Annotated in this window: 25 protein-coding genes; 2 read left to right on the forward strand and 23 right to left on the reverse strand. The window is 72.0% G+C overall.

Going from position 1 to position 25,192, the window contains the following annotated elements; translation table 11 throughout:
* Positions 1-29: 29 nt before the first annotated feature.
* From ACFYZE_RS30410 to ACFYZE_RS30440, 7 genes are all read right to left on the reverse strand, one after another.
* A complete protein-coding gene (locus ACFYZE_RS30410) occupies positions 30-788 on the reverse strand; it encodes a DUF2182 domain-containing protein (RefSeq protein WP_389000990.1) in 759 nt (252 codons plus the stop codon).
* The gene (locus tag ACFYZE_RS30415) at positions 785-1,399 is read right to left on the reverse strand and encodes a DUF1326 domain-containing protein (RefSeq protein WP_389000993.1); all 615 of its coding nucleotides are present in this window, start codon (positions 1,397-1,399) and stop codon (positions 785-787) included. Before ACFYZE_RS30415 ends, ACFYZE_RS30410 begins: the two co-directional genes overlap by 4 nt.
* Before the next feature lie 108 nt (positions 1,400-1,507).
* Positions 1,508-2,974, reverse strand: coding sequence for an HAD-IA family hydrolase (locus ACFYZE_RS30420; protein ID WP_389000996.1), 1,467 nt, complete (start codon positions 2,972-2,974; stop codon positions 1,508-1,510).
* A 47-nt stretch (positions 2,975-3,021) separates the two neighbouring features.
* Complete coding sequence (locus ACFYZE_RS30425) at positions 3,022-4,092, reverse strand: ABC transporter ATP-binding protein (RefSeq protein WP_389000998.1); 1,071 nt, start codon at positions 4,090-4,092, stop codon at positions 3,022-3,024.
* A gap of 5 nt (positions 4,093-4,097) precedes the next feature.
* Positions 4,098-4,910, reverse strand: coding sequence for an ABC transporter permease (locus ACFYZE_RS30430; RefSeq protein WP_389001001.1), 813 nt, complete (start codon positions 4,908-4,910; stop codon positions 4,098-4,100).
* On the reverse strand, positions 4,898-5,797 hold the full coding sequence (locus tag ACFYZE_RS30435) for an ABC transporter permease (RefSeq protein ID WP_389001003.1): 900 nt from the start codon (positions 5,795-5,797) through the stop codon (positions 4,898-4,900). The genes ACFYZE_RS30430 and ACFYZE_RS30435 overlap by 13 nt, the downstream gene beginning before the upstream one ends.
* Positions 5,794-6,951, reverse strand: coding sequence for an ABC transporter substrate-binding protein (locus ACFYZE_RS30440; RefSeq protein WP_389001006.1), 1,158 nt, complete (start codon positions 6,949-6,951; stop codon positions 5,794-5,796). The genes ACFYZE_RS30435 and ACFYZE_RS30440 overlap by 4 nt, the downstream gene beginning before the upstream one ends.
* A gap of 215 nt (positions 6,952-7,166) precedes the next feature.
* Here ACFYZE_RS30440 and ACFYZE_RS30445 point away from each other — a divergent pair, with 215 nt between their 5' ends.
* Entirely contained in the window at positions 7,167-7,907 is a 741-nt protein-coding gene (locus ACFYZE_RS30445; RefSeq protein WP_389001009.1) for a GntR family transcriptional regulator, read from the forward strand.
* 13 nt (positions 7,908-7,920) lie between these two features.
* On the opposite strand, the gene ACFYZE_RS30450 is transcribed toward ACFYZE_RS30445, so the two are convergent.
* From ACFYZE_RS30450 to fmt, 10 genes are all read right to left on the reverse strand, one after another.
* Positions 7,921-8,373 (reverse strand): Lrp/AsnC family transcriptional regulator, encoded by a 453-nt coding sequence (locus ACFYZE_RS30450; RefSeq protein WP_263228900.1) that lies wholly within the window; start codon positions 8,371-8,373, stop codon positions 7,921-7,923.
* A gap of 10 nt (positions 8,374-8,383) precedes the next feature.
* A complete protein-coding gene (locus ACFYZE_RS30455) occupies positions 8,384-9,877 on the reverse strand; it encodes an amino acid permease (RefSeq protein ID WP_389001012.1) in 1,494 nt (497 codons plus the stop codon).
* A gap of 246 nt (positions 9,878-10,123) precedes the next feature.
* On the reverse strand, positions 10,124-10,618 hold the full coding sequence (locus tag ACFYZE_RS30460) for a GNAT family N-acetyltransferase (protein ID WP_389001015.1): 495 nt from the start codon (positions 10,616-10,618) through the stop codon (positions 10,124-10,126).
* Between the two features lie 117 nt (positions 10,619-10,735).
* Positions 10,736-12,178 (reverse strand): GuaB1 family IMP dehydrogenase-related protein, encoded by a 1,443-nt coding sequence (locus ACFYZE_RS30465; RefSeq protein ID WP_389001018.1) that lies wholly within the window; start codon positions 12,176-12,178, stop codon positions 10,736-10,738.
* Positions 12,179-12,318: 140 nt separating this feature from the next.
* On the reverse strand, positions 12,319-12,639 hold the full coding sequence (locus ACFYZE_RS30470) for a barstar family protein (RefSeq protein WP_389001021.1): 321 nt from the start codon (positions 12,637-12,639) through the stop codon (positions 12,319-12,321).
* Positions 12,636-13,034: a ribonuclease domain-containing protein gene (locus ACFYZE_RS30475; protein WP_389001024.1), complete on the reverse strand. Its 399-nt coding sequence runs from the start codon at positions 13,032-13,034 to the stop codon at positions 12,636-12,638. The genes ACFYZE_RS30470 and ACFYZE_RS30475 overlap by 4 nt, the downstream gene beginning before the upstream one ends.
* A 40-nt stretch (positions 13,035-13,074) precedes the next feature.
* Positions 13,075-14,118: a sugar-binding transcriptional regulator gene (locus tag ACFYZE_RS30480; RefSeq protein WP_389001080.1), complete on the reverse strand. Its 1,044-nt coding sequence runs from the start codon at positions 14,116-14,118 to the stop codon at positions 13,075-13,077.
* 78 nt (positions 14,119-14,196) lie between these two features.
* Complete coding sequence (gene rpe / locus ACFYZE_RS30485; protein ID WP_389001027.1) at positions 14,197-14,883, reverse strand: ribulose-phosphate 3-epimerase; 687 nt, start codon at positions 14,881-14,883, stop codon at positions 14,197-14,199.
* Positions 14,884-15,145: 262 nt separating this feature from the next.
* Positions 15,146-16,564: an RsmB/NOP family class I SAM-dependent RNA methyltransferase gene (locus tag ACFYZE_RS30490; protein ID WP_389001030.1), complete on the reverse strand. Its 1,419-nt coding sequence runs from the start codon at positions 16,562-16,564 to the stop codon at positions 15,146-15,148.
* A gap of 135 nt (positions 16,565-16,699) precedes the next feature.
* A complete protein-coding gene (fmt, locus tag ACFYZE_RS30495) occupies positions 16,700-17,635 on the reverse strand; it encodes a methionyl-tRNA formyltransferase (protein ID WP_389001033.1) in 936 nt (311 codons plus the stop codon).
* A 279-nt stretch (positions 17,636-17,914) separates the two neighbouring features.
* Between fmt and ACFYZE_RS30500 the strand changes: the two genes are divergently transcribed.
* Entirely contained in the window at positions 17,915-18,448 is a 534-nt protein-coding gene (locus tag ACFYZE_RS30500; RefSeq protein ID WP_103844834.1) for a hypothetical protein, read from the forward strand.
* A 104-nt stretch (positions 18,449-18,552) separates the two neighbouring features.
* Here the strand turns inward: ACFYZE_RS30500 and ACFYZE_RS30505 are convergent, their stop codons facing one another.
* From ACFYZE_RS30505 to ACFYZE_RS30530, 6 genes are all read right to left on the reverse strand, one after another.
* Positions 18,553-20,703 (reverse strand): primosomal protein N', encoded by a 2,151-nt coding sequence (locus ACFYZE_RS30505; RefSeq protein ID WP_389001036.1) that lies wholly within the window; start codon positions 20,701-20,703, stop codon positions 18,553-18,555.
* A gap of 195 nt (positions 20,704-20,898) precedes the next feature.
* Positions 20,899-22,107: a methionine adenosyltransferase gene (gene metK, locus ACFYZE_RS30510; protein ID WP_389001039.1), complete on the reverse strand. Its 1,209-nt coding sequence runs from the start codon at positions 22,105-22,107 to the stop codon at positions 20,899-20,901.
* 239 nt (positions 22,108-22,346) lie between these two features.
* Positions 22,347-23,549 carry a bifunctional phosphopantothenoylcysteine decarboxylase/phosphopantothenate--cysteine ligase CoaBC gene (gene coaBC, locus ACFYZE_RS30515; RefSeq protein WP_389001042.1) on the reverse strand — a complete coding sequence of 401 codons (1,203 nt, stop codon included), beginning with the start codon at positions 23,547-23,549 and terminating at the stop codon, positions 22,347-22,349.
* 143 nt (positions 23,550-23,692) lie between these two features.
* Positions 23,693-23,965: a DNA-directed RNA polymerase subunit omega gene (rpoZ, locus tag ACFYZE_RS30520; protein ID WP_200421180.1), complete on the reverse strand. Its 273-nt coding sequence runs from the start codon at positions 23,963-23,965 to the stop codon at positions 23,693-23,695.
* 51 nt (positions 23,966-24,016) lie between these two features.
* Positions 24,017-24,574 carry a guanylate kinase gene (gmk, locus tag ACFYZE_RS30525; RefSeq protein ID WP_389001045.1) on the reverse strand — a complete coding sequence of 186 codons (558 nt, stop codon included), beginning with the start codon at positions 24,572-24,574 and terminating at the stop codon, positions 24,017-24,019.
* Between the two features lie 37 nt (positions 24,575-24,611).
* A complete protein-coding gene (locus ACFYZE_RS30530; protein WP_055492888.1) occupies positions 24,612-24,935 on the reverse strand; it encodes an integration host factor in 324 nt (107 codons plus the stop codon).
* Positions 24,936-25,192 lie beyond the last annotated feature (257 nt).

Consider the following 25,192-nt stretch of genomic DNA (forward strand, 5'->3'; position numbering starts at 1 on the left):
CCCGCTCGCGCGGGCGTCTCGGGGCCGGATCAGCCCGCTCCCATGCGGCTGCCGACCAGTGCGGGCGCCAGATCCGGGACCCACACGACGGCGATGGCCAGGGCGATGGAGGTCATCCCCACGACCCTGGCCGTCCGGAGACCTGCCGGAGCGAGTTTCTCGGTGGTCAGGACCGCCGCCAGGCCCACCATGGCCCAGAGGTTCATCATGCCGAACGCCGCCAGCAGCGCCATGAGCGACCAGCAGCAGCCCAGGCAGAAGGCGCCGTGGTGCGCTCCGGCGCGCAGATCGCGGGCCGCCCCCGGGTGTGACGTGTAGCGAAGCACGAGCCCGATCGGCGAGCGGCATCTGGCCAGGCAGCGCTCCTTCACGGGGGTCAGCTGGTAGACGCCGTTGACCGCGAAGACGGCGGCGGCGACCGCGGTGGCGGTGGACGCATGCGCGCCCGCCGCCCGGGCGGTGACGGCCGCCAGTGCGTAGGCGGGCAACCCGGCGAGAGCCCACACCAGCAGATAGCCCGCAGTGAACGTGATCACGCGCGGAGTCCGGTGCGCGCGGATGGTGCGCCCGTACAGGGCGGCGACGGGGGCGGTGGCGGGCAGCATCATCGCGGCCGTCATCACCGTCCACACGGGCAGGAAGGCGACCGGATCCAGTCCCATCGTGCCGGGCATGGCCCCCATGCCGCGCCAGCGCCCCACGATCCATGCCCAGGCGCCGGCCGCCGCGAGCAGCAGCAGCCCGGCAGGGCGCAGCCTGCGCCGCTGAGCGGTTGCGACGTCCGTCACGCGGACCATGTGAAGGGTGCGGCGTGCCCGTTGCCGCCGGTGAAGTCCCATGACCGGCCGTACACGCCCTCGCCGACCGCCCGGGTGGAGCGGGCGATCGTCAGCGTGCTGTTCGCCGGGTGGAACATGCCGGTCAGCCGCATCACCGGTCCGTCCTCGCCGAACTGCGGGGCGACCTGGTCCTCGACTTCGATGTCGATCGCATCGGCCACCCGCGCCGAGTGGCGCCGGCCGTCGTCACGGAAGGCGACGGGGACACGCTCGATGCCGAGAACCTCGCCGATGAGGGGGACGAGTGCCGCCATCGGCCCGCCCGCCTGTCCGGAGAACACCCTGCCCAGAGCCTCGGCTTGGCCGTCGTCGGCCGACTCGTCGACATACAGCGCCACCTGCCAGCCGCCGTCGGCCATCACCCGGGGCGCGTCGACGAAGACGGCGACGCTGCGGCCGGACACGTCCACTCCGTCGACCTGCCCGCGCTCGACGTGGAAGGCGAACGTCACCTGGCACCGCTCGTGGTCGGCGGGCGCCGTCAGGCCCGACGTGGTGCACGGGCACACCACGTCGCAGTTGCAGCTCTCCAGGTAGGTCCCGTTCAGGTTCCAGGGCACGGTCCCAACCTCCCTGGTCCGGTGGTCCTCTTCCAGCCTAGACCCGGCAGCGGCGACCGGCAGGAGGTGGCGTGCGGGGGCGGTGACGGCGGCCCGGCTCCGCTTGGGTCAGGCGGTCCGCGGCACGGCGAAGGTGGTGAGCACCGCCGCGTGGTCCGAGGGCCAGTCGTTGCCGGCGACGTCCGGCCACGGGCGCGGAGTGCCGGTGACGACCGTGTGGGAGCCCAGGACCGTGAGCCCCCGGTGCAGCACGTAGTCGATGCGGTCCTGCGGTTCGGGGCGTCCGCTGCCGTCCTCGTGCACGGGGTGGATCGGGGACCACGTGTGGCCGGGATCGCGGACCGGGTCGGGGTGCGCCTCGCGGTAGGAGTCGCGCAGGCCCGCCTCCTCGGCCGCCTTGGTCACCGGCCAGGCGACGTCGGGCCAGTCCAGGTGCGAGGGGCAGTTGAAGTCGCCGACGAGCACCACCGGAACGCCGCTGTCCGCCGACTCCTCGATCCGCCGCAGGGTGTCCCGCATCTGAGCCAGCCGTACCCCCTCGTGGGCGATCAGCCCGGCCGCCGCAAGACCGTCGAAGGCTGACTCGTACGGCCCGTACGGCGTGTAGTCCAGGTGGGCCGTCCAGACGTCCACCTCGCACCCCTGGCCGAGGCGGATACGGACGCCCGCCGCCCCGTAGAAGCCCACGTCGGGATCCCCGAAGCGGGCCGTGATCGGGTGGCGGCTGATGACGCCGAGGTTCTCGCCCGCCCGGTGGTGGTACCAGCCGAGCGCCTCGGCCAGCTCCTGGGCCGCGGTGCCGCCCGTCTCCTGCAGACCCACCACGTCCGCCCCGGTCTCCAGGACGGCCTTGAGCTGCTTGGCCCGGTGATCGTCGACCATGCTCCCGCCGAGCCAGAGGTTCCACGTCAGCACGCGCAGTTGGTACGTCGGCAGGGACCTCAGCCGCTCGGGCGTGACCTCCTCCAGGCTGGCCAGCACGGTCCGTCCGGGCGCCGCCTCGATCGGCGCGAGCGACGGTACGGCGAGCACCGCGCACCCGGCCGCCTCGGCGGAGGCGACCCCCGTGGGGGTGTCCTCGACGGCCACGCAGCCGCCGGGTTCGACTCCGAGCGCACGGCACGCTGCCAGGTACGGGTCGGGCGCGGGCTTGGTGCGCTCGGTGTCGTCGGCGGTGACGGAGACCGCGAACCGGGCGGGACCCAGCACGTCGAGGACGGTGTCGGCGACGGCCCGCGGGGAGGCGGTGACCAGCGCGGTGGGGATGCCGTCGCGGGCAAGGGCGTCGAGCAGGTCGAGCGCGCCCGGGCGGGGCACGACGCCGCCGCGGACCCGGTCGGCGAACTCTCGGTGCAGGTCGGCGGCCACGTCCGCCGCCGGGGCGCCGGTGAGCCCGGCCAGCCAGTCGGCCGTGTGTTCCACGGGACGGCCGAGCACGTCCGGTCGGTCGTCGCCGCCGAGGGGGCGACCGAGTCCGGCTGCGACCCGCTCCACCGCCTCCCACCACAGCCGCTCGGTGTCGACGAGCGTGCCGTCCATGTCGAACAGGACGGCCTGGAGCGGGAGTCGGGTCACGGTTCTCTCTTTCCTGTGGGGGTTTGTGGGGGTTCGGTGCTCAGGGGTCAGTGGGCGCGCTCGGCGACCAGTACCGGGCGGTTCGGCAGGGTCACCGTGACCGCGGCACCGGCGCCGAGGGCGGCGGCCTCGTGCGCCGGCAGGTCGGCCTTCGCCTCGGTGCCGTCGGCGAGGCGTACGGTCAGCCGGACCGCAGCCCCGAGGAAAGTGGTTGCGATCACCCGCGCGTCCCCCTCGTCGTCCGCGGTCACCCGTACCGCCTCCGGCCGCACCAGCACGTCCACCTCGGTCGCGGCGGGCGCGTCGCCGTCGACGGGCAGCCGCTGCCCGAGCACCTCGACGACGTCCGAGGAGAGCCGCCCGGGGATCCGGCTCATCGTGCCGACGAACTCGGCGACGAAGGCGGTGGCCGGGCGGCCGTACAACTCGGCGGGAGGTGCGCACTGTTCGAGCTTCCCGGCCCGCATCACCGCGACCCGGTCCGCCATGGACAGCGCTTCCTCCTGGTCGTGCGTGACGAAGAGGGTGGTGATGCCGAGTTCCTGCTGGAGGCGGCGGATCTCCTCGCGCAGTGTGAGCCGCACCTTGGCGTCAAGGGCGGACAGCGGCTCGTCGAGCAGCAGGACGCGCGGGCGCAGGGCGAGCGCGCGGGCCAGTGCGACGCGCTGCTGCTGGCCGCCGGAGAGCTGGTGCGGAAAGCGCTCCCCCTTGTCGCCGAGGCCGACGAGGTCGATCAGTTCGGCCGCGCGGGCACGCCGGTCGCTGGTGCGCACCTTGCGCATGCGCAGCCCGAAGGCCACGTTGTCGAGTGCGGTCAGGTGCGGGAAGAGGCTGTAGGACTGGAAGACCATCCCGGCGTCCCGGCGGTGGGCCGGAATACGGGTGACGTCCTCCCCGTCGACGAGGACGGCACCGGAGTCGGGGTGCTCGAACCCGGCGAGCATGCGCAGCGCGGTGGTCTTGCCGCAGCCGGACGGGCCGAGCAGGGCGAGGAGTTCGCCGGGCCGTACGGTCAGGTCGAGTCCGTCCAGCGCGACGGTCGGGCCGAACTCCCGGCGCAGTCCCCGGAATTCGACCGTCGCTGCCTTTGCGCGGGTTGCGGCCATGTCGAGCGTCATGTGGTTCATCCCTTGGCGGCGGTACGGGAGCGCCCGCCGAAGACGGCGAGCGAGAGCAGGAGGGCCCAGGTCACGAGCAGGCTGAGCACGGAGACGGCGACGGACAGTTGGGCCTGCGAGCCACCGACGCTGTAGATCCACACGGCGAACGGCGTGAAGCCCAGCAGCTGGGCGACGGTGAACTCGCCGAGGACCAGCGCCAGCGTGAGGAAGGAAGCGTTCAACAGCGCGCCGCGCAGATTGGGCAGCACGGCGTGGACCAGGGCCTGCGGCCGGCTCGCCCCGCAGCTGCGCGCTGCCTCGACGAGGGTGCGCACGTCGATGGCGCGCAGACCCGCGTCCAGGGCCCGGTACACGAAGGGCAGCGCCATCACGACGTAGGCGAGGACGAGCACGAACGGGAAGCCCGGGTTCTGGATCGCCACGAACGTCTGGAAGAGCGGCGTGCGCGAAAGGTGGTCGGGCCCCCACTTGAGCACCGTGGCGATCCCCGCGACGAACGCGATCGGCGGCACGACCAGCGGCAGCGAGCACACCGTCTCGACGACGGGCCGCAGCCGGGGCGCACCGAGCCGCAGCGCCACCATGGCGGGCACCATCAGCAGCAGGACCAGGGCGATCGTGGCGGCGGCCAGCTCCAGCGACAGCAGCAGGCTGGAGCCGAAACCGGCGGTGGAGACGATCTGGGTGTAGGCGTCGAAGGTGACGCCCCGGTGCGGCACCTCGACCGTGAAGAACACGGACGCGGCGAGCGGGACCAGGAAGTACAGGCCGGCGCCGGTCAGTACGGCCCAGCGCCAGAGGTTCAGGCGAGCCATCGCGCACTCCGTCGTTGCAGAGGCAGGTACACGGCCATGACCAGGCCCGCGACCAGGACCATGTCGAGGCTGAGGGCGAGCGCCACGTTCTCCTGGCCGACCAGGACGTTGCCGGAGATGGCGTCGGCGATCTGCAGGGTGACCAGTGGGACGGCGCTGCCCACCATGGCCGCCGCGGTGGCGTACGCGGCGAAGGCGCTGCCGAAGAGCAGCACGAATCCGCCGAGCAGTGAGGGCAGCAGGACGGGCAGGGCCACATGGCGCCAGTACTGGACGGTGGTGGCGCCGTTGTTCTGCGCCGCCTCGCGCCACTGGACGCGCAGTCCGTCGAGGGCCGGTGTGATGGTCAGGACCATCAGCGGGATCAGGAAGTACAGATAGACGATCACCAGACCCGAGAAGCTGTAGAGGCTCCAGCCCTTGGCGGTCAGGTCCAGATGGCGGGTGAGCACACCGGAGTTGCCGAGCGTGGCGACGAAGGCGAACGCCAGCGGGACGCCGCCGAAGTTGGCGAGGACCCCGGACGCGGTGAGTACGGCCTCACGCAGCACAGGGAAGCGGGAGGTCACCACGGCCTGGGCGAACAGCAGCCCGAGCACGGTGCCGATGGCGGCGGAGACGGCGGAGAGCTTGACGCTGCCGAGCAGGGCCGTGAGGTAGGCGCCGTGCAGTGAGGCGGTGAGGTTGGCCGTGCTGTACGAAGTGGCGCCGGTCGTCTGGTCCTTGACGGTGAAGGCGCCGTTCAGCATGGCCAGGGCGGGGATCCCGAAGGCGATCGCCGTGAAGGCGAGCAGCGGGAGCACGGCGAGCGCGCCGGAGGCGGGGCGCCGCCGCTGCCGAGGAGCAGCGGCGGTCGCGACCTCGGCCTCGGTGAGGACGGCGGTCATCCGGAGACGGCCTTCCCCCAGCCCTGCGCGATGGCCGTCTTGGCCTTGCTCTGCTGGGTCTCGGTCGGGAAGGACGGGGTGCCCGAGACCTCGGGAAGCTTGGCCGCCGCGGTCTTGTCCAGGGTGCCGGCCTTCTCCATCGCGGCCATCAGGGCCGGGCGGGCATAGCCCTTCAGCCAGAGGTTCTGGCCCTCGGCGCTGTAGAGGTACTCCTGCCACAGGCGGGCGGCCGCCGGGTGCGGGGCGTCCTTGTTGATCGCCTGCGAGTAGTACTGGGAGAACTTGCCGTCGGTGGGGACGGCGACCTTCCAGTCGAGGCCCTTGGACTTGAACTCGTCGGCGTACCCGGCGTTCAGATAGTCCCAGTCGATGCTGATCGGGGTCTCGCCCTTCTCGACGGTGGCCGGGGTCGACTCGACGGGCGTGTAGTTGCCGTTCTTCTTCAGCTTGGTGAAGAAGTCGAGGCCGGGCTGGATGTCGTCGAACGAACCGCCGCTCGCGAGCGCCGCCGCGTACACGCCGGCGAAGGCCGAACCCGACTTGGTGGGGTTGCCGTTGAGCGCGACCTGGCCCTTGTACTGCGGCTTGAGCAGGTCGGCGAAGGTCGTCGGACAGGTCTTCACGCGCTTGGCGTCGCAGCCGATGGAGATGTAGCCGCCGTAGTCGTTGTACCAGCGGGCCTGCGGGTCCTTCTGGCCGGTCGGGATGCCGGCGTAGGAGGCCACCTTGTACGGGGCGAGCAGTCCCTGCTGGGCGGCGCTGAGCGCGAAGGAGCTGCCGAGGTCGAGGACGTCGGGCGCGCGGTCCTGGCCCTTGCGCGCAGTGACGGCGCTGATCTCGTCCTGGCTGGACCCGTCCGGGTTCTCGACCTCCACCTTGATGCCGTACTTCTTCTGGAAGCCGTCGATCAGGGCGCCGTAGTTGGCCCAGTCGCGGGGCAGGGCGATCGCGTGCAGCGTGCCCTCCTTCTTGGCGGCCTTGACCAGGGCGTCGAGGCCGCCGAAGTCCGCGGCCGAGGTCGCGGTGGCCGCGCTCTTGCCGTTGGAGGTGGTCGACGCGTTGTCGGGGGCGGCGCCGCAGGCGCTCAGGGCGAGTGCGGCGGCTACGGCGAGGCCACCGGTGAGCACGGCGGTTCTCGGCGGGAACACTGTCACTGTCACTCCAGGGGTACGCACAGGCGGGGGGCGAGACGAGGGCAACTTGTCTGAACAAGTCGCGGTCACAGTACGCCCGCTGCCGGTGTCCTGTCCGTAAACCGTGGCGAAACTTTGAGCCCTGGTTGCATGCACAATCCAGACCGTCACAGATCACGCTCAGGTCTCGATTAGGCTGGTCACGCTGTGCACAGCGACCGACCCGGAGAGGAAGCATGGCTGCGCGACACGAGGAGATCGCCGACGAGCTGCGGAGGGCGATCGACGGCGAGGAGTACACAGTCGGCAGTCGGCTGCCCTCGGAGACGGAGCTGGCTGCGCGCTACGGCGTCTCGCGCGGCACCGTCCGCCAGGCCGTCGCGGCCCTCACCGCCGAGGGGCTCATCGGCTCCCGTCAGGGCGCCCGCAGGGTGGTCCTGGCCAGCCGCCGCAGCCAGAGCTTCGAGGAGCTGCGCAGCTTCGCGCAATGGGCGCGGGCGATGGGCCGGGAGGCGACGGGACACGTCGTGGCGCAGGAGCACCGCCCGGCGACGAAGGAGGACGCCGTACGCCTGCAACTGCGCGCCGGAACGCCCGTGCTGCATGTCCTGCGGGTGCGCGGTCTGGACGGCGAGCCGGTGCTGCTGGAGCGTACCGTGTACGCGGACTGGATCGCCCCGGCGGTCGAGGCCATCGAACCGGACTGCCCCTCCGTCACCCAGCGGCTCTTCGACGACAGGGGCCTGGTGTTCGCATACGGCGAGCACGTCATCGACGCGGTCGCTGCGGGCGCCCTGGACGCCGACCTGCTCGGCATCCGCCGCACCAGCCCGCTGCTGCGGGTCCGCCGGGTCACAACCACCCGTGAGGGCCGCCCGGTGGAGTGGTCCGACGACCGTTACCGCTCGGACGCCGTGAGCTTCAGCGTGCACAACTCGATCGGCAACAACGCCCTGGCGCGCAAGACGGCCGAGTGACCGCCGGCCCGGATCAGGTGGGCGAGCCCGAGGAGAAGCGGCGCAGCAGCGGGGACAGGACCAGGACCGACTTCGTCCGTTCGACGAACGGCTCGCCCGCGATGCGCTCCAGCACGCGCTCGAAGTGGCGCATGTCGGAGGCGAAGACCTGGGCGATCGCGTCCGCCTCACCGGTGACGGTGGAGGCGGCCACGACCTCCTGGTAGCGCTCCAGGCCTCGCTGGATGGTCTCCGGCGAGGTGTTGCGCCGGCAGTAGATCTCGACGAACCCCTCGGTCTCCCAGCCGAGCGCCCCCGGGTCCACCCGGACAGTGAACCCGGTGATGGCGCCGGTCGCGCGAAGCCGGTCCACGCGCCGCTTCACGGCGGGCGCGGACAGGCCGACCAGCTGCCCGATGTCCGCGTAGGAGCGGCGGGCGTCCTCGGCGAGGGCGTGCACGATGCGTTCGTCGAGATCGTTCAGCAAGGCAGGTGGTTCACTTCTCTGTGACGACTTCGGTTCCCGCGGGATCCGCGGTGGCCAGCCGGGACCGCCGGTGGCCATACAGGAAGTAGAACACGAGCCCGACGGCCATCCAGACGCCGAAGACCACCCAGGTGACGGCCGAGAGGCTGCCCATCATCCACACGCAGAAGGCGAAGCCGAGCGCGGGCAGCACCGGCGACAGCGGCACCCGGAAGGTGCGGGTCATGTGCGGACGCGTCCGGCGCAGCACCACGACCGCGATATTGACCAGCGCGAAGGCGAACAGGGTGCCGATGCTGGTGGCGTCGGCGAGCTGGCCGAGCGGGATCGCGGCCGCGAGCACACCGCAGAAGACGGAAACGATGAGCGTGTTGGCGCGGGGCGTGCCGGTCTTCGGGTGGACCCGTGAGAACACCTTGGGCACCAGGCCGTCGCGGGACATCGCGAAGAGGATGCGGGTCTGGCCGTAGAGCACGGTCAGGACGACGCTCGCGATGGCGATGACCGCGCAGGCCGCGAGGAGGGTGCCCCAGAAGGTCTGCCCGGTGACGTCCTTCATGATCTGGGCGAGCGCGGCCTCGGAGTCGTTGAACCGTCGCCAAGGCTTCGCGCCCACGGCGACGGCCGCGACGACGACGTACAGCGCCGTGACGATGACCAGCGACAGCATGATGGCGCGCGGCAGGTCGCGCTGCGCGTTCTTCGCCTCCTCACCGGCCGTGGAGGCGGCGTCGAAGCCGATGTAGGAGAAGAAGAGGGTGGCGCCCGCGGCACTGACGCCGGCCATGCCGAGCGGCATGAAGTTCGCGTAGTTGCCGGAGCGGAAGCCCTGGATGCCGATCAGGCAGAAGAGGAGCAGCGCGGCGATCTTCACGACGACCATGATCGTGTTGGCGCGCGCGGACTCCTTGGCGCCGCCGAGCAGGAACGCCATGGCGAGCAGGACGACGATCAGTGCCGGCAGGTTGAACACCCCGCCGTCCCCGGGCGGGGCGGACAGCGCCGCGGGGATGGTGACGCCGATGGTGCCGTCCAGCAGCTCGTTGAGGTACTGGCCCCAGCCGACGGCGACGGCGGCCACCGACACGCCGTACTCGAGGACCAGGCACCAGCCGCAGATCCAGGCGATCAGCTCGCCCATCGTTGCGTATGCGTACGAGTACGAGGAACCGGAGACCGGGATCGTGCCCGCCAGCTCGGCGTACGACAGAGCGGAGAAGAGGGCGGTGAGACCGGCGATCGCGAAGGAGAGGGTGACGGCGGGCCCGGCCTTCGGCACGGCTTCGCCGAGGACCACGAAGATGCCGGTGCCGAGCGTGGCACCGATGCTGATCATGGTGAGCTGCCACAGCCCGAGGGACCGCCGCAGGGACCCTCCCTCGCCCTGGCCACCCTCGGCGACCAGGCGTTCCACCGGCTTGCGGCGCATCAGACGCGCGCCGAGGCCGGGGACGGCGGGGGCTGGATGACTGCGGGACTGCGGGGGTGCGCCTTGGTCGAGCACGCGTCGGCTCCTTTATCGCTGCCGGTCAAGGGGGCGTGCGGGACCGGCGGCACCCCGGGGGCGGGGACCGCCGAGCGGGGTCCCTGCCACGCCACGTACAGCGCAGACCCTATGAGCCGCGCCTTCACGGGCGTAATGCAGCAACCTTGCGCATCTCCGCAAGATCATTGCGTTCATTCACCGCTCACGCGGATTTGTTGCGCCGGCCCTTTTGATGTTTGCACCCGCCGGGCTCTCGGCTCCCGCCTAGAGCTCCTTGATCAGGAAGGTGCACGGGTCGGCGCACTCGTGCCTCACACCGTCGGTGTCCTCGTACGACCAGCGATCCACGTAGGCGGTGAGGGGCCGGTAGCCGAGCCGTGCGTACAGGGCCGCCGCGCGCGGGTTGTCCGCGGCGGCACCCAGGCCGATCGCCGAGCGGCCACGACCGCGCGCCAGGTCTTCGGCCGCGCGGATCAGCGCGCTTCCGATGCCCCGGGAGCGCAGCTCCTCGGGCCAGACGCCGAGTCCGTTGATCTCGGGGCAGCCGGCCCGTGCCGCCCGTACCTCGGACGCCGCACAGCCGTTCCAGCGGACCTCGGCGTGCCCGACGGGCCGCCCTTCGGTCCAGGCGACGAGGTACGTGCTCTGCCCCGCCCCCTGCCGTGCGAACCGCCGGGCGTGGAACGAGGTGGCCCCGGCGGAACCGATGTACCGGTCGAGCAGCGCCACGTCGGCGGCCCGGCAGACGGTGATCTCCATGCTTCCGACCGTAGGTGAGCCGGCCGCCGCGGTCTCCCGGTTTCTCCACCCGTCCACGCCGGCGGCCCCCACTCTCCCGTCGACGGCACAACAGGGGCCCGGCGCAAGGGAGTTGCGTCAGCTCCAGCTGGCGTGCAGCGGCTTGCCCTCCGCGTAGCCGGCCGCGCTCTGGATGCCGACGACGGCCCGCTCCGCGAACTCCTCCAGGGACCCGGCACCGGCGTAGGTGCAGGAGGACCGGACGCCCGCGATGACCGAGTCGATCAGGTCCTCGACGCCCGGGCGGGCCGGGTCGAGGAACATCCGGGACGTCGAGATGCCCTCCTCGAACAGCCCCTTGCGGGCGCGGTCGTAGGCGGACTCCTCCGACGTGCGATTGCGGACCGCGCGCGCCGAGGCCATGCCGAACGACTCCTTGTACAGCCGGCCGTTCGCGTCCTGCTGGAGGTCACCGGGCGACTCGTAGGTGCCCGCGAACCAGGAGCCGATCATCACGTTGGACGCGCCCGCCGCCAGCGCCATCGCTACGTCGCGCGGGTGGCGGACACCGCCGTCGGCCCACACGTGCTTGCCGTACTTCTTCGCCTCGGCGGCGCACTCCAGGACGGCCGAGAACTGCGGACGGCCGACGCCGGTCATCATGCGCGTGGTGCACATGGCACCGGGGCCCACACCGACCTTGACGATGTCCGCTCCGGCCTCGATCAGGTCACGCACGCCCTCGGCGGCGACGATGTTGCCCGCCACGAGCGGCACCTGCGGGTCCAGCGCCCGTACGGCCCTGAGGGTACTGATCATCGACTCCTGGTGGCCGTGCGCGGTGTCGATGACGAGCGTGTCGACGCCCGCGTCGAGCAGCTGCTTGGCCTTGCCGACCGCGTCGCCGTTGATGCCGACGGCGGCGGCGATGCGCAGCCTGCCGTGCGCGTCCGTGGCCGGCGTGTAGAGCGTGGCCCGCAGGGCGCCCTTGCGGGTGAGGATGCCGGCGAGCCTGCCGTCCTCGTCGACGGCGGGCGCGTAGCGGCGGTTGGCGGTGTCCAGGACGTTGAAGGCCTCCCGCGGGTCGATCCCGGCGTCGAGCAGCAGCAGGTCCTTGGACATGACCACTTCGAGCTGGGTGAAGCGGTCCACCCCGGAGAGGTCGGCGTCCGTGACCACGCCTATCGGCCGGTGCCCCTCGTCGACCACCACACCCGCGTTGTGCGCGCGCTTCGGCAGCAGCGCCAGGGCGTCGGCGACGGTCTGGTGCGGGGCCAGCACGATCGGGGTGTCCAGCACCAGATGGCGGCCCTTGACCCAGGCGATGACCTCGGTGACCACGTCGATCGGGATGTCCTGCGGTATGACGACCAGACCGCCGCGCCGGGCCACCGTCTCCGCCATGCGGCGGCCCGCGATGGCGGTCATGTTGGCGACGACGATCGGGATGGTCGTGCCCGTGCCGTCCGGGGAGGCGAGGTCCACGTCCTGCCGGGAGCCGACGGAGGAGCGGCTCGGCACCATGAAGACGTCGTCGTAGGTCAGGTCATAGGCAGGCTGGATGTCATTGAGGAAACGCACGTGCTGCACATCCCAGTCGATCAGAGGCGGCCCCCGGACAGGTCAGCCAGGGGGAAGAGCACGTACTTCATTCTCCCATGACGGCCGCTCCACGAACCCCGGGCGAATCATCCAGGCAGGTCAGAGGGGCCTTTGTGGGTTCATCCAAGCGTCAGCGCCACGGACAGGCCCGGCATCTCGTCCGCCGCCTGGGAGAACACCTCACGGGCGGTCTCCCACTCCTCGGGGCACGCCCTCGCGTACTCCTCCCAGCCGCGTACGACGAGCAGCAGGCCCCGCTCGACGGCCGGCTCGGGCCAGACGGTGTCGTCGGTGAGCGAGTCGGCGAGCGCGTCCCAGTTGCGGCCGAACCAGTACGGCAGGTCCAGGGCGCGGACGACCCGCTCCATGAACGCCGCCTTGTCGGCGACACCGTCCAGATCGAGCGTGACCAGGAGCCGGTCAGCCAGGTCGTCGGTCATCTCAGCACCGCCCGGAACGTGTCGTAGTGATCGTCGGTGTAGTAGGTCTCCCCGCCCTGCCCGGTGACGATGCGCCGGGCTCCGCGGTCGTGCGCGCCAGGGGTCGGCACCGTGTACTCGTGGTAGTAACCGCGCGGGTGCGCCGGAAGCCGGTGCTCGAAGTTGCCGAAGACCGTGCCGTCCTGCGCGTAGGGGTAGGGGCCGCCCTTGTCGACGAGGGCGAGGGTGTGCCGGGCCTCGGCGGGGAGCCGGTTCTCCTCGACCGTGGCCATGTGCCCGGCCCACGACGGGGCGGGCGCGCGGGTGCCGGTGGCCGTGGCCGAGCACCCGGCGAGCAGGACGGCCACGCAGACGAGGAGCCCCGCGAGGAGGCGGGGGACGGACCGCGACAGCATGGTCCCGATGCTGCCACAGCCGCCCCGTCCGCAGGTCCTGTCAGGGCCCGTCCGGGTCCGCCCGATGCAGCGCGGGCGTCGGCGTCGGACCCGCCGTCATCAGGTAGTCCGCCGCCGCCGTGTCCGTCACGAGGCTGGTGACGAGCCCGGAGCGCAGCACCGCGTCGATGGCGGCCGCCTTGCGCTGCCCGCCCGCGATCGCGACGACCTCGGGGATACGGCGGAGCTGGTCCGCCTTGACGGTGATGCACCGCTCCCCCAGGTCCCGCCCGACCCGGCGGCCCTCGCTGTCGAAGAGGTGCGCGGCCATCTCGGCGGCGACACCGAGGGAGGCGTAGTGGGCGCGTTCCTCCTCGGTGAGCATGTCGTGCACCGTGGAGATACCGGGCTCCCAGGAGCCGATGGAGACACAGGCGACCGTGACCTTGTCGAAGTACTCGAAGGCGCGGGCGATCCCCGTCTGGTTGCGCAGGGCCGCCGCGGTCGCCGCGTCCGGGAGCAGCATCGGCGCGTAGATGGGGTGGGCGTCGCCGCCCGAGACCTGTGCGGCACGGCGCACCGCCTCCACCGAGCCGCGCTCGGAGGTCCCCGCGTCGTACACGCCCGTCAGCTGCACCACCGTGCACGGCGGCAGCCGGTCGAGGGCCGCCGCCATGTGGATGGTGGAGCGGCCCCAGGCCAGGCCCAGAACATCCCCCTCGGTCACCAGCTCGCCGAGCAGGTCGGCGGCCACCTCGCCGAGGTTCTCGGGGTCGGGCGACTCCTCGGCCTCGGCCGGGGACTCGACCACGACGGCGTGCCTGAGGCCGTAGCGGGCGCGCAGCGCGTCGGAGCGCTCGGCGTCCAGCTCGGCCGGAACACGGATCTCGATGCGCACGAGATCCCGTTCGAGGGCGGTCTCCAGGACCCGGGCCACTTTGAAGCGGCTGACGCCGAACTCCTCCGCGATCTGGATCTTGGACTTGCCCTCGAGATAGAAGCGACGGGCCATGGCCGCCGCCTGCACCAGCTCAGCGGGTCCCATCCGCATGGCTGACCGGCCCGCCGACATACCCGACACGGCCATCTCCTCACTGCTGTTCACACTCTGCATTCGCCGTTCATCCTTGCAGATCCGGCGTAGTCGATCAGCCCGGACGGTCGGCGTTCAGGTTCCGTTGTCTCACTCGTCGCACGCCCACGAGGCCCGGGCCGTCGCCCGCTCCGCCTGGGTGCGCAATGCACGTACCGCGGCGGCCGGGTCGGCCGCCCCGTAGACCGCCGAGCCGGCCACGAAGACGTCCGCTCCCGCCTCCGCGCACTGCTCGATCGTGGAGGCCGAGACCCCGCCGTCGACCTGCAGCCAGAGCTCCAGACCGTGCTTGCTGATCAGCTCCCGGGTGCGGCGGATCTTGGGCAGCATGATGTCCAGGAACGCCTGGCCGCCGAAGCCGGGCTCGACCGTCATGATCAGCAGCATGTCCAGCTCGGGCAGCAGGTCCTCGTACGGCTCGATGGGGGTCGCGGGCTTGAGGGCCATGGAGGCTCGGGCGCCCTTGGCCCGGATCTCGCGGGCCAGCCGCACCGGGGCGCCGGCCGCCTCGACGTGGAAGGTGACGGACGAGGCACCCGCTTCGACGTACTGGGGAGCCCACCGATCGGCGTCCGCGATCATCAGATGGCAGTCCAGCGGGGTGTCCGTCGACCGGGCCAGGGACTCCACGACCGGTAGGCCGAGCGTGAGGTTGGGGACGAAGTGGTTGTCCATCACGTCGACGTGGAGCCAGTCGGCGCCCTCCACGACCTTCGCCTCCTCGGCGAGGCGGGCGAAGTCGGCGGACAGGATGCTGGGGTTGATCTGCACGGCCATGCCCCAAGCCTGCCATGCCCCGCCCCGGTTGCTCGCGCCGGTACCCGGCCAGAACTCGTCGCTCGGCGCCGCGTGCCCGGACGGCGCGGCCACCGTCGTGTCCGGCCGCACCCGCCGGGGACTCGCCGGCACGGTCCCGCACCGCATCACCGGGCCGGCCGGGCAGCCCGCCGCACCTCACCGTCCCCGCGGCCGAACCGCTTGCTCCCGGCCCGGCGAGCGGCACGGGCCATCGGGCTTTCAGCCGCGGGCCATCGTGCTTTCAGCCGGTGCGGCGGATGACGGCCAGGTACATCGCGTCCGTGCCGTGCAGATGCGGCCAGAGCTGGATGTCCGGGCCGTCGCCCAGGTCCGGCACGCCGGGCAGCAGCGGACGGGCGTCGATGAGTTCGGCGTCGCGGTGCTGCTTGAGGACGTCGTCGACCACCGCGCGGGTCTCGGCCAGGTGCGGCGAGCAGGTGGCGTAGCCGACGACGCCTCCCACACGTACGGACTCGAGGGCCGTGCGCAGCAGGGAGCGCTGCAGCGGGGCGAACCCGTCGAGGTCCTCGGGCCGGCGGCGCCAGCGCGCCTCGGGGCGGCGGCGCAGCGCGCCGAGGCCCGTGCAGGGCACGTCCATCAGAACCCGGTCGAAGGTGCCGGGGCGCCACGGCGGCCGGGTGCCGTCGGCGGCGAGCACCTGGTACGGGCCGGGATTCCCGGCCAGCGCCTTCGCCACCAGGCCGGCCCGGTGCGGCTGCTTCTCGGAGGCCACCAGCACGGCTCCGCGCTCGGCGGCGAGGGCGGCGAGCAGGGCGGCCTTGCCACCGGGCCCGGCGCACCCGTCCAGCCAGGCCCGGTCGGGCCCTTCGACGGGCGCGCCCGCGAGGGCGAGCGCGACGAGCTGGCTGCCCTCGTCCTGGACGCCCGCACGGCCCTCGCGCACGGCATCCACCGAGCCGGGCTCGCCGCCCTCGGTGAGCCGGACGGCGTACGGCGACCAGCGGCCCGGCAGCGCGGCGGGCTCGCTCAGGAGTTCCTCGGTGGTGGAGCGGCCCGGCCGGGCGACGAGGGTGACCTCGGGACGTTCGTTGTCCGCCGCGAGGAGTTCCTCGATGCCGGCGCGTCCGCCGCCGAGGGAGTCCCACAGGGCGGAGACGACCCAGCGCGGGTGCGAGTGCACGACGGCGAGGTGGTCCTCGGGGTCCTCGTCGTACGGGGGTGCCACCCGCTCCAGCCAGGCGTCGAGGTCGTCCTGGGCGACCTTGCGCAGAACGGCGTTGACGAACTTGGCCCGTCCGTCGCCGAGCACCACACGCGCCAGTTCGACGGTCGCGGACACGGCGGCGTGGGTGGGGATCCGCGTACCGAGCAACTGGTGGACGCCGAGGCTCAGCACGTCCAGCACGGGCGGGTCGACTTCGCGCAGCGGCCGGTCGACGCAGGCGGAGAGTATGGCGTCGTACGTGCCCTGGCGGCGCAGTGTCCCGTACACCAGCTCGGTGGCGAGCGCCGCGTCCCGCCCGTCGATGTCGCCCTTCTCACGCGCCTTGCGCAGCAGCGGCGGCAGGACGAGGTTGGCATACGCGTCCCGTTCGTCCACCGCCCGCAAGGCGTCGAAGGCGAGGATACGGACGGGGTCCTTCTTGGGCCGGCGGTAGGGCTTGCCGGGCTTGCGGGGACGGCGGGACTGCTCGGTCACGAAAAAGGTGCTCCGGTTGTGGGACGGCGTGCGCTTACAGCGTACGTCCGTGGAAGATCGGGCGGTCGGGGAGGTCGACGGGGTCTGCCGACAGGGGGTGTCCGACCCTTCGCGTCGCGTCCACGACGGGTTGCGTCAGACACCCCCCAGGGTCTCCGCGGCGCCGATCCGCACCCCGCGCGCCCAGTCCGCGGCGTTCATCGGCTTCTTGCCCTGGGCCTGTACCCACACCAGTTCGACCGCATGTGAACCGGTGCCGACGTACACGTTGTTCTTGCCGACGGACAGCCGCCCGGGTGCCAGGTCCGTCACCTCGGGCCGAGGCGTGACCTGGATGAGCTTGAGCCGTTCGCCGCGGAAGGTGGTCCAGGCGCCGGGCGCGGGTGTGCAGGCGCGCACCACGCGGTCGACGCGCAGCGCGGGCGCGGACCAGTCGACCTGCGCGTCCTCGACAGTGATCTTCGGGGCGAGCGTGACGCCCTCGGCGGGCTGCGGCACGGCCTTGAGGGTGCCGTCCTCGATGCCGTCCATGGTGGCCTCGAGGAGTCCGGCGCCGGCGAAGGCGAGCCGGGTGAGCAGGTCGCCGCTGGTGTCGGTGGGCCGGATCCGCTCGGTGACGGTGCCGTAGACGGGACCGGAGTCCAGGCCCTCCTCGATGAGGAAGGTGGAGGCGCCGGTGATCTCGTCGCCCGCCATGACGGAGTGCTGCACGGGGGCGGCGCCGCGCCAGGCGGGCAGCAGGGAGAAGTGCAGGTTGACCCAGCCGTGGGCGGGGATGTCGAGGGCGACACGGGGCAGGAGCGCGCCATAGGCGACGACGGGGCAGCAGTCGGGCGCGATCTCCCTGAGTCGTGCGAGGAAGTCCTCGTCCCGGGGCCGGTTCGGCTTGAGGACCTCGATGCCGGCCTCCTCCGCCCGCTCGGCGACGGGACTGGCCACGAGCCTGCGCCCGCGCCCGGCCGGTGCGTCGGGCCGGGTGACGACGGCGGCCACCTCGTGCCGGTCCGACGCGATCAGAGCGTCCAGCGCGGGAACGGCGACCTCGGGGGTACCTGCGAAGACGAGCTTCATGGGTGGGTGACGGCCTCTCGGGCGGGAGTTCTGACGGACCCACAGGTCCCGGCCGGACCGGGCCTGCGGGCGGCGCACCAGTCTAGGACGTGGCGGGGCGCGCCCGGCCGCAGGCGGGGGCTCGCAGCGCACGCCATCCGCCGGGGGCGTACGCATATGCTCTTACGCCCCCGTAGCGTGACCACAGGACCGAATGCGCGTTGGTCAAGAAAGAGTTGACCACAAGCGGGCCGCTGCAGCGGCCCGATCCTTTTCAACGCCGGTTCGAGAGGCTTGTTCATGGCCGACCACGCAACCCACGACGCCCAGGCCCGGGCCAGCCTGCACTTGCTGGTGCGGGACATCGAGCGGGTCCGCCGGCAGGTGGACGCACTGCGCACCCTCACCGCCCAGTTGGGCAATGTCTACCGCCCGCGGCGCTCCGGCCCGTCCACGGGCTTCGTCGTCTACGGACGCGCTCCCGCCCCGACCGTCCGTCTCGCCCAGGAGCTGCGGGACAGTGTCGAGACCCTGGTCACCGCGGCCGTGGACTTCGACCGCTCGCTCGGCTTCTCGTGGGACGCCGTGGGCTCGGCGCTCGGAGTCACCAAACAGGCGGTCCACCGCCGTTACGGCGCCCGCCGTGCCGCCGCGCAGGCGGCCGCCGAGGCCGATCGCGCGGCGGAACCGTCCGGTACCCGCACGATCAACGTCGGCTCGGGCATCCCCACGGTGCCCGCGGCCCGCTCGATGCCGACCCAGCCGACGGCGGGCAGCCCCACCCTCCGCGACGAGGCACGGCCGACCGCCTTCCCCGGACCGCGCAACGGCTGAGGCCGCCCCTTCTGCTCTGCCTCCCGGCCGCACCGGGAGGCAGTCCCGCCCGGGCCGCACGACCGGTCGGCTCCGTCCCCGGTGCCCCTGCCCGATGGCGGCCGTCACCCGATGTCCGGTGGATCGATCCGGATCCGTACCGCGTCGCCGCCGGCCCTTGCCGTCCGGGTGGCCTGCGCGGTCTTCAGGGCGGTCGCCAGTGCGGCCCCGCTCCCGGGCGGTACGCGCACCAGTGCCCGCTCCCAGCGCTCCCCCGGCGGCGGCCCCCCGACCCTGCGGGGCCGCCCGGCCTCGGTGACCGGCAGCGGGACGGGCCCCAGCACCTCGGCGGCGGGCGGAAGATGGGCACCCGCGAGGAAGTCCGCGACGGCCTCGGCCGGTCCCGACACCGCCGCCATCCGCGACACCGGTGGAAACCCCAGCTCCGCCCGCTCGGCCAGTTCGCGCACCGCGTGCCCGACGGGATCCCATCGGACGAGCGCCTGCACGGGCCGCAGCGTCGGCTCAGCGACGATCACGACCGTGCCGCCCACGGACTGCGGCCTCACCAGCGCGCTCGCGCCGATCCACCGCCGCAGAGCGTCCTCGCCCGCGCGCAGATCGGGTCGCCCCAGCATGGCCCATCCGTCCAGGAGCAGCGCCGCCGCGTACCCGCCCTCGGCGACGGGCTCGGCCCCCGGGGTGCTGACGACCAGGGCCGGTGTTCCCGGCACCGTGTCCAGCACCTGCTCGCGCCCCGAGGTTCGCACCGGAACGGCCGGGAAGGCCCGTCCCAGCTCCTCGGCGGTCCGCCGCGCCCCCACTATCTGGGCCCGCAGCCGGAACCCCCCGCACTCCGGACAGTGCCAGGCGCTCTCCTCCCGCCCGCACCAGCCGCACCTGAGCTCCCCGGCCTCCTGCCCCGCCAGCGGCCCGGCGCAGTGCCGGCAGCGCGCGGGGGCCCGGCACTGGGCGCAGGCCATACGGGGCACATAGCCGCGCCGGGGCACCTGTACCAGAACCGGTCCGTGCCGCAGTCCCTCCCGTGCTACCTCCCAGGCGAGCGTGGGCAGCCGTGCGGCCCGCGCCGCCTCGTCGCGTGCGAGGTCCCCGTCGCCCACCGTCCGTACGAGGGGTGCGGCGGCGCGCACCTGCTCGCGGTCGGCGACCAGCGGTGCGGCCCATCCGCTCTCCACGAGCTGGGCGGCCTCGACGGTGCAGGTCCAGCTCCCCAGCAGGAAGCCGCACCTTTCACGGGTGGCGCGCAGCTCCAGCACTTCGCGAACGTGGGGGAAGGGGGCGTGGTCGTCGCTGTGACTGGCGTCGCCGTCGTCCCACACGACGACGAGCCCCAGGTTCCGTACCGGCGCGAACATGGCGGCCCGGGTCCCGACGACGGCCCGCACGGCCCCGCGGCGCACGGCGAGCCACTCCCGGTACCGCCGCTCCTGTCCGGCGTCGGCGGTCAGCACCGCATGATGCCCCTCACCGATCAGCTCCCGCAGCGCGGTGTCGACCCGCGTCACGGCCCGCCCGGCGGGCACGACGACCAGGGCGCCCCGCCCGGAGGCGAGCGTGGCCTGCACGGCCCGGGCGATCTCCTGGGCCCACTGGGGCCCGGGCAGGGCGGTCCACACGGCCCGGGGCACACCGCCGGAGGCCAGCGACCGCAGGAAGTCCGCGCCCCGTCCGTACCGCCGCCACGATCCGGGCTCCGGCGCGGCCGGAGGGGCCGGCGGCGTGCCGCCCTCAGCGGCCTCCGCGCGCGCGTGCCGTGGCGGGACCGCGAGCTGGAGTACGTCCGCGAGGCTGCCGGCATAACGGTCGGCGACGGCGCGGGCGAGGCCCAGCAGCTCGGGCGAGAGGACGGGCTCGGGTGACACGACCTGCGCGAGCGCCGCGAGGGGCCCCGCGTAGTCGGACTCGGCCACCCGCTCGACCAGAAACCCGTCGATGAGCCCGCCGCCCTCGCGCCGTCCCTCCCGGACCGTGCGCCCGCCGGCGCCGAACCGTACCCGGACCCTGACCCCGGGCCGGGCCACGGCGTCGAGCTCCTCCGGCACGGCGTAGTCGAAGTAGCGGTCCAGATGCAGCACGCCCTTGTCGACCACCACCCGCGCGACGGGCAGTTGCTTCGCCAGCGAGGCCCCCCGCCAGGTCCGCGGCTTGGCCCGGGGCGCCTTGGCCTTGCGCACGGCGTCGCGCAGCAGGGCAAGCTGCTCGGGTGGCGATGCGTCTGACCCGCCCGCCCGCTGCTGCCCGTTCTCGCTGCTCACGCTTGCATTCTTACCAAACGCCACTGACACCGGCGCACGCCGAGACGACGCCGCCCGCCCAGGGCCGTCTTCGGTCAGGTCGGCCGCGAAGACAGGCTCCTGGGCCACATCCCGGCTCTGACGCGCTCTTTTCGACGCGCCGAGGCCCGGCCACCCCGATGGGTGCCGGGCCTCGTGAGAACCGTGCTGGAGGGCTTACAGACCCGCCGCCTTGCGGAGGGCCTCGACCCGGTCCGTGCGCTCCCAGGTGAAGTCGGGCAGCTCGCGGCCGAAGTGCCCGTACGCCGCGGTCTGGGCGTAGATGGGACGGAGCAGGTCGAGGTCGCGGATGATCGCGGCCGGGCGGAGGTCGAAGACCTCGGTGATCGCGTGCTCGATCTTCTCGGCGTCGACCTTGGCCGTGCCGAAGGTCTCCACGAACAGACCCACCGGCTCGGCCTTGCCGATCGCGTACGCCACCTGGACCTCGCAGCGGGAGGCCAGGCCCGCGGCGACCACGTTCTTGGCGACCCAGCGCATCGCGTACGCGGCCGAGCGGTCCACCTTCGACGGGTCCTTGCCGGAGAACGCTCCGCCGCCGTGGCGGGCCATGCCGCCGTAGGTGTCGATGATGATCTTCCGCCCGGTCAGGCCCGCGTCACCCATCGGGCCGCCGATCTCGAAGCGGCCGGTGGGGTTGACCAGCAGACGGTAACCGTCGGTCTCGAGCTTGATGCCGTCGTCCAGCAGCGCCTTCAGCTCCGGCTCGACCACGAATTCGCGGATGTCGGGGGCCAGCAGCGAGTCCAGGTCGATGTCGCTCGCGTGCTGCGAGGAGACGACCACCGTGTCCAGACGGACCGCCTTGTCACCGTCGTACTCGATGGTGACCTGCGTCTTGCCGTCCGGGCGCAGGTAGGGGATCGTGCCGTTCTTGCGGACGTCGGACAGGCGCTTGGACAGACGGTGCGCCAGGAAGATCGGCAGCGGCATCAGCGTCGGCGTCTCGTCCGACGCGTAGCCGAACATCAGACCCTGGTCACCGGCGCCCTGCCGGTCCAGCTCGTCGTCGTCGCCCTCGACACGGGTCTCGTACGCCGTGTCCACACCCTGCGCGATGTCCGGGGACTGCGCGCCGATCGACACCGACACACCACAGGACGCGCCGTCGAAGCCCTTCTTCGACGAGTCGTAGCCGATCTCGAGGATCTTGTTGCGAACCAGCGTCGCGATGTCCGCGTACGTCTTGGTCGTGACCTCACCGGCCACGTGCACCAAGCCGGTCGTGATCAGCGTCTCCACGGCGACCCGGGACGTCGGGTCCTCACGCAGAAGCGCGTCGAGAATGGTGTCGCTGATCTGGTCAGCGATCTTGTCGGGGTGGCCCTCGGTCACGGACTCCGAGGTGAACAGGCGACGGGACACAACGCTCCCTGGGGTTGCAGCGGCTGCTGGCTGATCATGGGCGGACGGGACGGGGGCTGCGCCCGGCGTCGTCCGAGAAACAGTTTATCGGTCGCGCTCCGCCACCGGCCCAGGTGTCTCGCTTCTCGGGAGTCCTGTGACCTGCGGCACGGGCATTCTGCCGAATGCCCAGCGCTGTTTCCAGGGTCGCCACGCGGCAATGTCCGGGGCTTGAACGAGCCGTGAAGTGCAGGACATGTTCAGGTGAGGCGGTGAGAGACGAGGTCCCACACCGTCTCGGCGAGCGCTTCCTTGGGCCCGTGCGGCACCGGGGTCTCGCTGCCGTCGGCGCCCAGCACGACCGCCTCGTTCTCCTCGGAGCCGAAGGTCTTGCGCTCCCCCACCTCGTTCACCACGAGCAGGTCGCAGCCCTTGCGCGCCAGCTTCGCCCGGCCGTTCGCCAGCACGTCGTCGGTCTCCGCGGCGAAGCCGACGACGATCTGTTCCGGGCGGGCGCGGTCGGCCGAGATCTCCGCCAGGATGTCGGGATTCCTGACCAGGGTGATGGGTTCCGGGTCCTGCCCGTCCTTCTTCTTGATCTTCCCCGGTGCGTAGGTCGCCGGGCGGAAGTCCGCCACCGCCGCCGCCATCACGACGGCGTCGGCGTCCGCGGCCGCCTTGAGGACCGCCTCACGCAGCTGCACCGCGGTCTCCACCGGTATGACGTCGACTCCGGCCGGGTCGGGAAGACCCGTGTTCGCGGCGATCAGGGTGACGCGGGCGCCCCGGGCCGCGGCCGTGCGCGCGAGGGCGTAGCCCTGCTTGCCGGAGGAGCGGTTGCCGAGGAAGCGGACGGGGTCGAGGGGCTCGCGGGTGCCGCCGGCGCTGACGACGACGTGCCGACCCGCCAGGTCGGGCTCGCTGATGCCTCGGGCGAGCACCCGGCGGCAGATCTCGAAGATCTCGGCCGGTTCGGGCAGTCGGCCCTTGCCGGTGTCGACGCCGGTCAGCCGGCCGACCGCCGGTTCGATGACGACGGCGCCGCGACGGCGCAGCGTCGCCACGTTCTCCTGTGTGGCGGGGTGCTCCCACATCTCCGTGTGCATGGCCGGGGCGAAGACGACCGGGCAGCGGGCGGTCAGGAGAGTGTTGGTGAGGAGGTCGTCGGCGAGGCCGTGGGCGGCCTTGGCGAGCATGTCCGCGGTGGCCGGGGCGACCACCACCAGGTCGGCGTTCTGGCCGATGCGGACGTGCGGGACCTCGTGGACGTCGTCCCAGACCTCCGTGGAGACCGGGTTGCCGGAGAGGGCGGACCAGGTCGCGGCACCGACGAAGTGCAGCGCGGAGGCGGTCGGCACGACGCGGACGTCATGCCCGGACTCGGTCAGTCTGCGCAGCAGCTCGCACGCCTTGTAGGCGGCGATCCCGCCACTGACCCCCAGAACGACCTTCGGCTTGCCCACCGGGCCTCCCCGCACTCGACACCTCGACGCCGCGGCTCATCGGCGTACGCGTCCATGAGACACCACAGGCCCGACAGTCGCGCTGCCGGGCCTGTGGAAAAGCCTACTGCGATCAGTAGATACTACTTATCGTGACCGCATGGTCACTGGGCCGGACCCTCGACGGACTCGGAGGTCAGCAGACCCGCGTTGATCTCGCGCAGAGCGATCGAGAGCGGCTTCTCGTGGACGTGGGTGTCCACGAGCGGACCGACGTACTCGAGGAGGCCCTCACCGAGCTGCGAGTAGTACGCGTTGATCTGGCGGGCCCGCTTGGCCGCGTAGATCACGAGGCTGTACTTCGAGTCGGTGGCCTCGAGGAGCTCGTCGATCGGCGGGTTGATGATGCCCTCGGGCGCGGTGATGGAAGAGGACACGCTCTACCTTCCGAAAGATGGGAAAGATCAGACCTGATCACACAACCCTGATCACACAACGTTCATCAAGGCTAGCAGCTCGCGCGCCACGTCCTCGACCGAGGTGTTGACCAGGGTCTCGTCGAACTCGGGCTCGGCCGCCAGCTCCGTCTTGGCCGCCTCCAAGCGGCGCTCGATGACCTCGGGCGGCTCGGTGCCCCGCCCGGTGAGTCTGCGCACGAGCTCCTCCCAGGAGGGAGGGGCCAGGAACACGAGCTGCGCCTCGGACATGGACTCGCGGACCTGCCGGGCACCCTGGAGGTCGATCTCCAGCAGGACCGGCACCCCGGCCTCCAGGTGCTCGATCACGGCGGCCCGCGGCGTCCCGTAGCGGTTGCCGGCGAACTCCGCCCACTCCAGCAGCTCGCCGTTGGCGATCAGCTTGTCCATCTCGTCGTCCGTGACGAAGAAGTAGTGGACCCCGTGCCGTTCACCGGGCCGGGGCGCACGGGTCGTCGCCGACACCGAGAGCCAGACCTCGGGGTGTTCCTTGCGCATATGGGCGACGACCGTGCTCTTGCCGACCCCCGAGGGGCCGGAGAGCACGGTCAGCCGCGGACGTTCACTCATGCAGCGATTATTCCAGCAATCCCGGAGTGCACCGGACTCAGCTGGCGGCGCCGCCGAACTCGCGCTCGAGTGAGGCGATCTGGTTCGAACCGAGACCCCGCACGCGGCGGCTCTCGGAGATGCCGAGTCGCTCCATGATCTGCTTGGCGCGGACCTTGCCCACGCCCGGCAGGGACTCGAGGAGGGCGGAGACCTTCATCTTGCCGATGACGTCGTTCTCCTGGCCCTGCTTGATGACCTCGTGAAGGGAGGCGCCGGAGTGCTTGAGTCGATTCTTGACCTCGGCCCGCTCCCGGCGAGCCGCGGCGGCCTTTTCGAGCGCGGCTGCGCGCTGTTCGGGGGTAAGGGGCGGAAGAGCCACGCCTACGTCACCTCGGATGTCGAACTGTCGGATACGGACCGGTGAGGAACCTAGTCGCCCCACACCTGGGGAGCCACGAGCAACACGCTTGCCCGCTCTCCCCCACTGCCTTGAGGGCGTGGGAGGTGCCCTCACTCGTCGGAGACTAGCGGGCAAGTCCGCCAGAGTCAGCGAGAACAGCGGAAAAGTCCTGGTCAGCCTCTGTTGAGACGGACCTTTCGGACATATTGCCTCGGATTTGAGAATGTATCCAGACC

The sequence above is a fragment of the Streptomyces sp. NPDC001796 genome, assembly GCF_042892355.1.
Lineage (GTDB): Bacteria > Actinomycetota > Actinomycetes > Streptomycetales > Streptomycetaceae > Streptomyces.